The 10,706-nt window shown below is 61.6% G+C and carries 13 protein-coding genes and 1 pseudogene; 4 read left to right on the forward strand and 10 right to left on the reverse strand.

Translation table 11 applies throughout. From position 1 onward, the window contains the following. Positions 1–11: 11 nt before the first annotated feature. Positions 12–377: a hypothetical protein gene (locus ACRECS_RS24240; RefSeq protein ID WP_431585535.1), complete on the forward strand. Its 366-nt coding sequence runs from the start codon at positions 12–14 to the stop codon at positions 375–377. On the opposite strand, the gene rimO is transcribed toward ACRECS_RS24240, so the two are convergent. Next, positions 374–1,705 carry a 30S ribosomal protein S12 methylthiotransferase RimO gene (gene rimO, locus ACRECS_RS24245; RefSeq protein WP_431585536.1) on the reverse strand — a complete coding sequence of 444 codons (1,332 nt, stop codon included), beginning with the start codon at positions 1,703–1,705 and terminating at the stop codon, positions 374–376. The two genes, ACRECS_RS24240 and rimO, sit on opposite strands and share 4 nt — an antisense overlap. Before the next feature lie 185 nt (positions 1,706–1,890). Between rimO and ACRECS_RS24250 the strand changes: the two genes are divergently transcribed. The 3 genes from ACRECS_RS24250 (at position 1,891) to ACRECS_RS24260 (ending at position 3,903) form a co-directional block, all read left to right on the forward strand. Beyond that, positions 1,891–2,448, forward strand: coding sequence for a DOMON-like domain-containing protein (locus ACRECS_RS24250; RefSeq protein ID WP_431585537.1), 558 nt, complete (start codon positions 1,891–1,893; stop codon positions 2,446–2,448). Then, the gene (locus ACRECS_RS24255; protein WP_431585538.1) at positions 2,445–3,641 is read left to right on the forward strand and encodes an exo-beta-N-acetylmuramidase NamZ family protein; all 1,197 of its coding nucleotides are present in this window, start codon (positions 2,445–2,447) and stop codon (positions 3,639–3,641) included. The genes ACRECS_RS24250 and ACRECS_RS24255 overlap by 4 nt, the downstream gene beginning before the upstream one ends. A 118-nt stretch (positions 3,642–3,759) precedes the next feature. Continuing rightward, positions 3,760–3,903: a hypothetical protein gene (locus ACRECS_RS24260; RefSeq protein ID WP_431585539.1), complete on the forward strand. Its 144-nt coding sequence runs from the start codon at positions 3,760–3,762 to the stop codon at positions 3,901–3,903. 24 nt (positions 3,904–3,927) lie between these two features. Here the strand turns inward: ACRECS_RS24260 and ACRECS_RS24265 are convergent, their stop codons facing one another. The 9 genes and pseudogenes from ACRECS_RS24265 to ACRECS_RS24305 form a co-directional block, all read right to left on the reverse strand. Then, complete coding sequence (locus ACRECS_RS24265; RefSeq protein ID WP_431585540.1) at positions 3,928–4,245, reverse strand: hypothetical protein; 318 nt, start codon at positions 4,243–4,245, stop codon at positions 3,928–3,930. A 12-nt stretch (positions 4,246–4,257) separates the two neighbouring features. Further along, entirely contained in the window at positions 4,258–5,436 is a 1,179-nt protein-coding gene (locus ACRECS_RS24270; protein WP_431585541.1) for a vWA domain-containing protein, read from the reverse strand. A 25-nt stretch (positions 5,437–5,461) separates the two neighbouring features. Further along, a complete protein-coding gene (locus ACRECS_RS24275) occupies positions 5,462–6,577 on the reverse strand; it encodes a hypothetical protein (protein ID WP_431585542.1) in 1,116 nt (371 codons plus the stop codon). Between the two features lie 57 nt (positions 6,578–6,634). Beyond that, positions 6,635–7,210 (reverse strand): CHAP domain-containing protein, encoded by a 576-nt coding sequence (locus tag ACRECS_RS24280; protein WP_431585543.1) that lies wholly within the window; start codon positions 7,208–7,210, stop codon positions 6,635–6,637. A gap of 51 nt (positions 7,211–7,261) precedes the next feature. Then, entirely contained in the window at positions 7,262–8,170 is a 909-nt protein-coding gene (locus tag ACRECS_RS24285; protein WP_431585549.1) for a DUF817 domain-containing protein, read from the reverse strand. 115 nt (positions 8,171–8,285) lie between these two features. Beyond that, on the reverse strand, positions 8,286–8,561 hold the full coding sequence (locus ACRECS_RS24290) for a hypothetical protein (protein WP_431585544.1): 276 nt from the start codon (positions 8,559–8,561) through the stop codon (positions 8,286–8,288). Positions 8,562–8,699: 138 nt separating this feature from the next. Next, positions 8,700–9,554: an AAA family ATPase gene (locus tag ACRECS_RS24295; protein ID WP_431585545.1), complete on the reverse strand. Its 855-nt coding sequence runs from the start codon at positions 9,552–9,554 to the stop codon at positions 8,700–8,702. 80 nt (positions 9,555–9,634) lie between these two features. After that, entirely contained in the window at positions 9,635–10,300 is a 666-nt protein-coding gene (locus ACRECS_RS24300; protein ID WP_431585546.1) for a DUF6975 family protein, read from the reverse strand. 114 nt (positions 10,301–10,414) lie between these two features. Next, positions 10,415–10,706: pseudogene (locus tag ACRECS_RS24305) on the reverse strand (hypothetical protein); the annotation flags it as partial.

Consider the following 10,706-nt stretch of genomic DNA (forward strand, 5'->3'; position numbering starts at 1 on the left):
GGACAAAAGCCATGTCACTGCAGGATGATCTGCTCGCCATCGACAAGGGTTTTTGGCTCGGAGACGAAGAGTTTTTCCTGAACCATGTCGATGAGAAATGCGCCTTGGTCTTCGCCCAGATGCAGGGCGTTTATCCGAAGGCTGACGTCGCCGCATCGGCGCACGATCCGAAACGCTGGCAGGACCTGGAGATCAGCAGCCCGTTCCTGCTGCAGCCGACCGAGGGGGTAGCGTTCCTCAGCTACACCGCCAGCGTCAGGCACGCCGACGGCAAGCCTTACAAGGCGTTGATCGGATCGCTGTATCTGAGGCGCGATGACGGGTGGAAACTGGCCGCCCATCAGCATTCGCCGCTGGACGAACCCGAAAACGGCTAGGCGGCCAGCGGCACGCCGAACAGATCATGCTCGTCGGCGTCTTCGATCTCGACGCTGACGATATCGCCCTGCTTGAGATGCCCGGCATCGCGCAGATGCACTTCGCCGTCGATTTCCGGCGCATCGGCCTTTGAGCGGCCGGTCGCGCCGTCCTCGTCCACCGCGTCGATGATCACGTCGAGCGTGCGGCCGATCTTGGCTTGCAGCTTGTCGGCGGAAATCCGCGCGGTCAGCTCCATCAATCGGGCGTAGCGCTCTTCCTTGATCTCTTCCGGCACCTGGTCGGGCAGGGCATTGGCCGCTGCGCCCTCGACCGGCTCGAAGCGGAAGGCGCCGACACGGTCGAGCTGTGCCTCTTCCAGCCAGTCCATCAGATATTTGAAATCATCCTCGGTCTCGCCGGGGAAGCCGACCACGAAGGTCGAGCGGATCGCGATATCCGGGGCAATGTTGCGCCAGTTCTTGACGCGTTCGAGCACCTTCGCTTCGTTCGCCGGGCGCTTCATCAGCTTCAGCACGTTGCGGCTGGCGTGCTGGAACGGGATGTCGAGATAGGGGAGGATCAGCCCCTCGGCCATCAGCGGAATGACCTGGTCGACATGCGGATAGGGGTAGACATAGTGCAGCCGTACCCAGGCACCGAGCTTGCCCAACTCGCGCGACAAATCGGTCATATGGGCGCGGACTTCCTCGCCCTTCCACATCCGCGGATGGTGACGGATATCCACGCCGTAAGCCGATGTGTCCTGGCTGATCACCAGCAGCTCTTTGGTGCCCGCCTCGATCAGCTTTTCGGCCTCGCGCAGGATCGCGTCGGGGCGCCGGCTGACCAGATCGCCGCGCAGCGACGGGATGATGCAGAAGGCGCAGCGATGGTTGCAGCCTTCGGAGATCTTCAGATAACTGTAGTGGCGCGGGGTGAGCTTCAGGCCGCTTTCGGGCACCAGGTTGAGAAAGGCGCTCGGCGGCATGGGGGCTGCCTCGTGTACCGCGCCGACCACTTCCTCATATTGATGCGCGCCGGTGACAGCGAGCACATTGGGGAAGCGTGCACGGATCGTCTCCGCTTCCTTGCCCATGCAGCCGGTGACGATGACGCGGCCATTCTCGGCGATCGCTTCGCCGATCGCCTCCAGACTCTCTTCCTTGGCCGAATCGAGGAAACCGCAGGTGTTGACCAATACCACGTCGGCGCCGGCATAGTCGGGCGACATGGCATAGCCGTCGGAGCGGAGCTTGGTCAGGATGCGTTCGCTGTCGACCAGATTCTTGGGACAGCCGAGCGAAACCATGCCGATTTTCGGCGGGGTGGGGAGGATTGTTGCCATGGGAAGCGCGGCACATAGGCGATTATGACGGGATTTTCTAGTGACCCATGCTGCGGCGCCTTGCTCGCGGTTCGCTCGGGCAGCAAATTGCGGCGCGAACGGCAAGCTTGCTCGACTTCATCGGAGATGAGTGGATAGAGTGACAAAGGCGGGGTCGGCAGGATCGGCCCCAATGGTGGAGCATTATGGCCGAGTTCGAATTGATCCCGCATCCCGCCTTACCCCGGGGCCCTCTGGACAGCGTGAGGGTTACCGTCGATCGGCCGTCCCGCGATCTGCTGTCCCTTCGCTATCATGTGACCGGCGCGATTGATGCCGTACTATGGCCCACACCGGCTGAGCCGGCCTTTGCCGACAATCTGTGGCAGCATAGCTGTTTCGAGGCGTTCATCGCGCCGGGCGCCGGTGACGATTACACCGAACTCAACGCGTCGCCGTCGGGCAGATGGGCGATCTATGAATTCGACGGCTATCGAGAGGGGATGCGCAATTCGCAAACCGCGCGGTACGAGAATGAAGGGTGGCGCGTGACGCCGGAAGGGGCCGAGCTGACGGTATCACTTACCCTGCCTTTGCTTGCCGAAGGGCCGCTATGGCATCTCGGTCTGACCGCCGTGATCGAAGCGAAAGACGGCACTAAATCCTTCTGGGCGCTCGCGCACCCGGCCGACACGTCCGAAGTGCCCGATTTCCACAACCGGGATTGCTTTACCGCTGAGCTCGCGGCACCGACGGCCGCATGAAATTCGGTCTCGATCGTCTCCTCGCCGACCCTGCGCTGCGCAAACCGCTGGAGGGCAAGCGTGTCGCGCTGCTCGCGCATCCCGCATCGGTCACTGCCGACCTGACACATGCAATCGATGCGCTGGTCGCGAGCGGGCTCAACGTCTCCGCCGTTTTCGGTCCGCAGCACGGCGTGCGCGGCGATCTGCAGGACAATATGATGGAGTCGCCCGACTTCACGGACCCGATTTACGGCATGCCGGTGTTCAGCTTGTACGGCGAAGTGCGCCGGCCGAGCGGGCAATCGATGGGCACGTTCGACATGATACTGGTCGACCTGCAGGATGTCGGGTGCCGTATCTACACCTTCGTCACGACCCTGCTCTATGTACTGGAAGCGGCGGCCCAGCATGGCAAATCGGTCTGGGTGCTCGACCGGCCCAATCCGGCGGGGCGGCCGGTCGAGGGGCTGACGCTGTTGCCGGGCTGGGAGAGTTTTGTTGGTGCCGGGCCGATGCCGATGCGCCACGGGCTGACATTGGGCGAACTGGGCCATTGGTTCATCGACCATTTCAAGCTTGATGTGGACTACCATGTGATCGCGATGGAGGGGTGGGAACCCGATACGGCGCCGGGTTTCGGCTGGCCTGCCGATCGCGTGTGGATCAATCCGAGTCCCAACGCTGCCAACGTCAACATGGCGCGCGCCTATGCCGGCACGGTGATGCTGGAGGGCACGACTCTGTCGGAAGGACGCGGGACCACGCGGCCGCTCGAACTGTTCGGCGCGCCCGATATCGATGCGCGTGCGGTGATTGCCGAAATGCGCCGTTTTGCACCGGGGTGGCTGGCAGGCTGCACGTTGCGCGATATCTGGTTCCAGCCGACCTTTCACAAGCATGTGGGGCAATTGTGCAGTGGCGTGTTCATCCATGCCGAGGGGCCGGGATACGACCACCAGGCGTTCAGGCCGTGGCGGGTGCAGGCGCTGGGTTTCAAGGCGATCCGGCGGCTCTATCCGGACTATGATCTGTGGCGCGATTTTCCGTACGAATATGAATTCGGCAAGCTCGCGATCGACGTGATCAATGCCGGTCCGGGACTGCGCGAATGGGTCGATAATGTTGCTGCCGACTCGGGCGACCTTGATGCGCTCACCGGCCCCGATGAAGCGGCCTGGACGGCCGAACGGGGTCGATTCCTGCTTTATTGACTTGTCGGACAACCATTCGGCGCGGATTCGCGACATTTTGGCCCAAAATATTATATTTGGTAATATTTCTGCAGCATCACGCTGGCGACTGGGAAGTCGTTTGCGGGGACGAAATTCAGTGGAATCCAATCTTCATTATTATGCGCGGCGCGCAATGCAGGAACATGCGGCGGCGCGGACAGCTGTCACCGCCGAGGCGCGCAATCGCAGGTTAGCGCTGGCGCAGCAATTTCAGGCCAAGCTTGAGGCATTGAACGCCTGATATTCCAAGGTTGATGCATGTCACTCACGTCGCTGGCGGGTTGCTCCCTGCCGGCGCAATTCCCGTGCGGTACTGGCACCAGCTTTCCCATACGTTTTCTAAGTCGACATCATCATAGCCGCGCATCTCGGCCAGTTGTACCGCTCGCGAAAGCGGCAGCATGATGCATACGGCCTTGTCTCGAGCACTGACCACCTCCGCTTCGGTCAGCGCGGTGCCTTTGTCTTGTTCGAGCCGATATAGGATAGTCACCAGCGCGGGGATTGGATGCGGCACGAGCGGCTCATCCGACGCTGGGGTTTCGGGCTTTTTTCCGAGTAGCTTTCCGAACATCCCCACCACTGTCTCTAGCCCTTACCGCTTCCGCGTCAGCTCGCGCATCCCGTCATCCAGCCCCGCCAGGGTCAGCGGATACATGCGGTCGTTCATCAGCTCGCGGATGATGCGCACGCTTTGCGAATAGCCCCATTGCTGTTCCGGGATCGGATTGAGCCATACCGCCGCCGGATAGGTGGTGGTCATGCGCTGCATCCACACCGCGCCCGATTCCTCATTGAAATGTTCGACCGAGCCGCCGGGGTGGGTGATCTCGTATGGGCTCATCGAGGCATCCCCGACGAACACCAGCTTATAGTCATGGCCGAACTTGTGCAGCACGTCCCACATCGGCGTCCGCTCGGTGAAGCGGCGCTTATTGTCCTTCCACACGCCTTCGTACGGGCAATTGTGGAAATAGAAGAATTCGAGATTCTTGAATTCGCTCGTCGCCGCCGAGAACAACTCCTCGCACAGCTTGACCCACGGATCCATCGAGCCGCCGACATCGAGGAACAGCAGCAATTTGACCGCATTGCGCCGCTCGGCACGCATCACGACGTCGAGCCAGCCCTGGCGAGCGGTGCCGTCGATCGTGGCGTCGATATCAAGCTCGTCGGCGGCGCCTTCGCGCGCGAACTTGCGCAGACGGCGCAGCGCGATCTTGATGTTGCGCGTGCCGAGTTCGCGCGTGCTGTCGAGATTCTTGAAGTCGCGCTGGTCCCACACCTTCAGCGCGCGCTTGTGTTTGCTCTCGCCGCCGATGCGCACGCCCTCGGGATTATAGCCGCTATTGCCATAGGGTGAGGTGCCGCCCGTCCCGACCCATTTGTTGCCGCCCTGGTGCCGGCCTTGCTGCTCCTCGAGCCGTTTCTTCAGCGTCTCCATGATTTCGTCCCACGAGCCGAGCGACTTGATCGCCTCCATCTCTTCGGGCGAAAGATATTTCTCGGCGACGGCTTTGAGCCAGTCGGCGGGAATGTCGGTCGGCGCCTGGCCGAACGTGGTGGCGATGCCCTTGAAGACTTTGGAGAAGACCTGGTCGAACCGGTCGAGCAACCCTTCATCCTTTACGTACACGGCACGCGAAAGATAATAGAAATCCTCCGGCGTGCGGTCGATCACATCGGCATCGAGGGCCTCGAGCAATAGGAGGTGCTCTTTCATGCTGGCAGGAATGCCGGCAGCGCGGAGCTCGTCGAGAAAGTTCAGGAACATTGTAAATCCTTCGCCCGGCGAGAGATCATTTCGCGCCGTCCATGGCTATTTCGATGCTGGTATCACCGGTCGCCTTAAACTTCACGCTTGCCTGGCGCGTGGTGCCCTCGGTCGCCGTGCCGGAAAAAAGGGCATTTATTTGAGTGACAGACGGAATGGCATCATAACTGCCATAGATATTTGCGACGCCGATCTGGGTTGTCTTGAAATCATAGCCGGGCGGAATGAGCGCCTTTTCGATTACCAGCATCGACCCGGCATCGTTGATCACGCCGACAATCGCGCTCGGATCCGCAGATCCGACCGGTTGAAGCAAGTCGATCGAGCTATCGCCATATTTGATGGTGCCTCGCACACAGGCTTGCTGGAGGCCGTTATTTGGAAACGGTCGCGGAAGATCGTCCTTCTTGCCTTTGGGGTCGATGATGGCGGCGGACAAGCCAATTGCTGCGCCGAGAGCGCGGGTCGACGTCTTGTCGGTTTTGGGAGAGAGCGCCGCTGGACGATCGGCCGCGGGGCAGGGGGGCGCGAGTTGAAACAGGCCGACCGGATGAACATAGGCACCCTTGTCGAAGCGCAGCCCCGCGATGAGCCCGTCGAGCACGGCGATCACCTCGGATCGGCGCTCAGCCGGGCCGCTGGCGCGCAGCTTCACGATCCATCCCGACACGCGCAGAAAGGCGGCTGCGGTTGCGACGGGCTCTCCGCCATTGACCTTTTCGGCCCTGCCGTCGGAATACACTAGGCGAATGACGGTGCCGGGGTGCCCATCCGATGCGACCACGCTCTGATCGGTGAAGGTGACCGCGCCGAAACGATCGCGGATACTTTTATCGGTCTGATATGCGGTCAGCGCAGCGTCAGGATAGGCCGGCAGATAGACATAGGCAGTGCCGAAGATCTTGCGATCGGGCGTTTCGAACTGCGCGACATTGTCCAATCCTTCGCCTTTGTGCGAAAACTCATCGGTCTTGGTCATCACTGCAGAACCCGCAGTTTTGGACAATGAAAGGTGAGCGGTCGGCATGGCGATGCGATCGCCCGAGGCTTGCCAGCTGAGGAGCGGCTTCTCGGCTGCTATGGCGGGCGCCGACAGGAAGAGAGCGATGGCGACGAGAGCATCGACAACCAGCAATTTCATCCGCACTTCTCCCGTTGTCAGGACAGCGTGCCGGGCCGGCCGGTTCGCGCAAGCCAGTCAGCGATAGGCGTCGATCAGCGCGCCGACATCGTCGGGATCGTTGCCGCTAAGCTCAGACGCGGCATGCGCCCTGACGACTGCGCGTCCGGCCACCTTGTCCGGTATGCCGTAGACGAAGCCATAGGTGGGGTAGACGGTGCTGCCGAGACCGTCCCTGTCGCGGTACCAGACTTTCACTTCGCTCCAGTCATTGTTCATCGACACGTCGGTCAGGGTCACGTCCCGTTCGGCATGGCCGCGCTCGCCATTCCGGCGCGACCAATTGGCATGGGTGATCATCACCACGCGTCGCGTCACGACACGGCTGATCACCGCGACATGGCCGAGATGCAGCCGCGGCGACTGACGGAACACGATCACCGCGCCGACCTTCGGCGTGTCGCCGCGTCGATACTTGCCCTCGGCCGCGTCCCACCAGGTCCAGGCATCGCCGTAGATCTGGATGCCTGAGGCGGCGCGCGCAAAGGGCACGCATTCGCCGACATAATCGAGCAGGGATTTCGCGCTCACGGGAGCATTGACGGTCGAAACCGCGATGGCGAGCCAGGCAAGGCGGGAGGATAAGCGTCCCATACCGGTAAATCCTCGCCGATTTCGCGTGCGGAAAGCGTTGGGAGGCGTGGTTTAGGACACAGTTACCATAACGCTGGAGGGCCGCTCCGGCCGGTGCAGCAGCGACACCAGCACGAACGAGATGATCATCAGCAGATACCAGGCGCCGAGCTTCTGCGGTGAGACCATCGACCATTCCGGCCCTTGTGATGGATAGGCCCAGGCACGGGTATAGGTACCGATATTCTCGGCGAACCAGATGAACAGCGCGACCAGGAACCAGCCGATCAGCAACGGCATCGACCGGGCTTTGCGAAAAGGGGTGAACCACACACGTGTCCGCCAGAACAATATCGCGGTCACCGCAAAGAGCAGCAGGCGCGCATCGGGCAGCCAGTGATGCGCGAAGAAGTTGATATAGATCGCCGTTGCCAGAGCGATCGTCATCCAGTGCGGAGGGAAATGATCATAGCGGAAATCGAAGATGCGCCAGATCCGCGCGATATAGCTGCCCACCGCCGCATACATGAATCCCGAGAAGAGCGGCACGCCGCCGATGCGCAACAGGCTCGGCTCGGGATAAACCCAGGATCCGTGCGCGGTCTTGAACACTTCCATGACGGTGCCGACGATGTGAAAGATCAGGATGACCTTCGCCTCGCGCAGGCTTTCGAGGCGAAAGACGAGCATTGCCACCTGGATCAGGATCGCGCCGATCGTCAGCACATCATAGCGCGCGATCAGCGCATCGGCGGGGTAGAAGAAATGCGTCGCGAAGAGCATCGCGAGCATTAGCGCGCCGAACAGGCAGGCCCAGCCCTGTTTGAAGCCGAACAGCAAGAATTCGTAGAGTGCCGCCGTCCAGCCGCGTGTGGGCCGCGCCGCTTCGAGACGGGCGCGCACCTGGGTGAATCGGGTCGCACCGGACTGTAGTACGGCAAGCGGCGGTTCGCTTACCGCACCATCATTCTTGCGAGGCAACTGACTGTCGACTGGCTCCACCAAAATCTCCTCGCCGGTCGATCTGGGTGACCGGCGCATTCAGGCAGGAGTAGCAGGAAATCAGGGGCAGGCAGCTCTGACCGAAGGTTTCGGCCTAATAAGCTTCAAAAGGGGTCGGCTTCTTCATATTGTTGAATTTTCGCTGCTCAACCAGTTCATGGTCTCGCCGGTTGCGCTCGTCCATTTCCGCCCATTCGGCCCTGGTCAGGCAATAGGGGCGCGCCAGGATCGTGCCGGTCCCGACGACCGGGCGGCAGACCTTCTTTTCCTTCGCAGGGCGCGCATTCGCACGATCCGATTTTTCTGCGACCGCTGGCGCTGCCGCGAGAATGGCGGCCAGTGCGCCCAATGATAAGTGCATAAACCGCATGGCAAACCTCCCTGATCAGGCTGTTTGCATAGGTCGATCGCGCGTCTCTGCGTCGAGACGTCAGCCAAACGTCATATATTGTCGGTCGAATGTCGTGCCGTAACCAGGGCCAACGGCCGCCAGCCCAGCCGTCAACGATTATCCTTTGTTTTGCTGACGCTTGGCCATGAAGGCGAGCCGCTCGAACAGCATCACATCCTGCTCGTTCTTGAGCAGCGCGCCGTGCAGTGGCGGGATCGCCTTGGTCGGGTCGCGATTCTGTAGCACCTCGAGCGGCATATCCTCGTGCAGCAACAGCTTGAGCCAGTCGAGCAGCTCGCTGGTGCTCGGCTTCTTTTTCAGGCCCGGCACGTCGCGAACGTCGTAGAAAATGTCCATCGCCTTGTTGACCAGGATTTTCTGGATGCCGGGGAAGTGAACGTCGATGATCGCCTGCATCGTGTCGCGGTCGGGGAATTTGATATAATGGAAGAAGCAGCGGCGCAGGAACGCGTCGGGCAGCTCCTTTTCATTGTTCGAGGTGATCACGACGATCGGGCGCTCCGCTGCCTTCACCGTCTCCTTGGTCTCATAGACATGGAATTCCATCCGATCGAGCTCCTGGAGCAGATCGTTGGGGAATTCGATGTCCGCCTTGTCGATTTCGTCGATCAGCAGCACCGGCGGCTTGGGGCGAGTGAATGCCTCCCATAATTTGCCGCGGCGAATATAATTGGAGATGTCGTGGACGCGCTCGTCGCCGAGCTGACCATCGCGCAGGCGGGCCACCGCGTCATATTCGTACAGTCCCTGCTGCGCCTTGGTGGTGGATTTGATGTTCCACTCGATCAGCTCGGCATCGATTGCCTTGGCGACTTCATAAGCGAGGACGGTTTTGCCGGTGCCGGGTTCACCCTTGACCAGTAACGGGCGACGCAGCGTGACCGCCGCGTTGACTGCGACCTTCAGATCGTCGGTCGCGACGTAACTTTGGGTGCCCTCGAAGCGCTTCATGCCGCAATCCCGTTTCATTTGAATACCGGGTTTGGCGATAGAGGGGATTCGGCTCGCGGCGCAAGCGCGCGATTCAAAAGTCAGAGATGGTTGCGCGCGCTCGCCCGGGCTTCCAGCAGGTCCCACAACCCGCGATGTTGCGCCAGCAATTGCTGCGCACCGAACGCCATTGCCCGCTCGACACCCGGCGTGTCGCCAAGCGAGGCGGCCACGGTGGCGATCTCCGCCTCGATCGGCAGCGCCGATGTTGGCGGGGTGACGCCAAAACGATTGGCGGCGGCATCAAGCGTCATGCGAATCGTTGCCCAGTCGAGCACCAGCGCGATCGCCGCGCCGGTCGCGCATCCCGCGCGGTCGGATTGGGCGAGCATTTCCAGGGCATGGCGCTGGCCGATCACGGCGGCTTCCGACTCGGCCTGGCCCGGCGTTGAGGGCAGCGGCCCTGCCGCAGCGGTCAGCGTCGCGAGATAGGTGCGTTCGACGGCGAATCCTTCCGCCGCCTCGATCAACCAGTCCTGCGCCAGCGGTTGCACATGACGGTCGGCGGCAAGATCGATTACGCCAGGATGGCGGCCATGCAGGGCGCAAAGGGCATGAACACAATCCGCGAAATCGCGTACCGCCACGTGCCGGTTGCCGAGCGTTCGCGGCATCGGATGCGTGGCGCTGCCATCGGCGTCGGCCAGCGAGGCAATGATGCCCCAGCCGCTGTCCCGCCTTACGCTATGTGCCGAATCAAAAGCCATGATCCCCCGAATTTTCCATGCGCGAACCGGACTATTCCGGTTCGCGCTCCTGTGTCGGGTCAGGGGATATACCGAAGCACGTAAAGACCTGGTGTACTGGCGATTAATCCTGTCTCAACCAGAGTGTCGGGAAACGATCATGGCGGACACGGCCTCGATCGCCGCACCACGCCGTAGCGCGGCCAGGCCAATCTGCACCGGCACCGGCTCGCCCCGATTGACCAGCATGGTGGCGGAGACGGCTTTGGGATGACCGCCGGCGATCACCGCTTCGATTGCTTCTGCGACTCCGACTCGCGAGGCGATGTCGAGCAGGGTGACGAAGCGAACGCTCGACAATGCATCGATCGAGAGCCCGGAAAGCTTGGCAAGCGGTGCTTCGGGGTGGTCGAGATAGCCACGCAGA

Source organism: Sphingomonas sp., from assembly GCF_050725575.1.
Lineage (GTDB): Bacteria > Pseudomonadota > Alphaproteobacteria > Sphingomonadales > Sphingomonadaceae > Sphingomonas.

Bases quoted from the DNA above. Each gene is read 5' to 3' on its own strand.
- ACRECS_RS24295 (WP_431585545.1), bottom strand. From the start codon at position 9,554: ATGAAGCGCTTCGAGGGCACCCAAAGTTACGTCGCGACCGACGATCTG.
- rimO (WP_431585536.1), bottom strand. From the start codon at position 1,705: ATGGCAACAATCCTCCCCACCCCGCCGAAAATCGGCATGGTTTCGCTC.
- ACRECS_RS24280 (WP_431585543.1), bottom strand. From the start codon at position 7,210: ATGGGACGCTTATCCTCCCGCCTTGCCTGGCTCGCCATCGCGGTTTCG.
- ACRECS_RS24240 (WP_431585535.1), top strand. From the start codon at position 12: ATGTCACTGCAGGATGATCTGCTCGCCATCGACAAGGGTTTTTGGCTC.
- ACRECS_RS24270 (WP_431585541.1), bottom strand. From the start codon at position 5,436: ATGTTCCTGAACTTTCTCGACGAGCTCCGCGCTGCCGGCATTCCTGCC.
- ACRECS_RS24290 (WP_431585544.1), bottom strand. From the start codon at position 8,561: ATGCGGTTTATGCACTTATCATTGGGCGCACTGGCCGCCATTCTCGCG.
- ACRECS_RS24255 (WP_431585538.1), top strand. From the start codon at position 2,445: ATGAAATTCGGTCTCGATCGTCTCCTCGCCGACCCTGCGCTGCGCAAA.
- ACRECS_RS24275 (WP_431585542.1), bottom strand. From the start codon at position 6,577: ATGAAATTGCTGGTTGTCGATGCTCTCGTCGCCATCGCTCTCTTCCTG.
- ACRECS_RS24300 (WP_431585546.1), bottom strand. From the start codon at position 10,300: ATGGCTTTTGATTCGGCACATAGCGTAAGGCGGGACAGCGGCTGGGGC.
- ACRECS_RS24250 (WP_431585537.1), top strand. From the start codon at position 1,891: ATGGCCGAGTTCGAATTGATCCCGCATCCCGCCTTACCCCGGGGCCCT.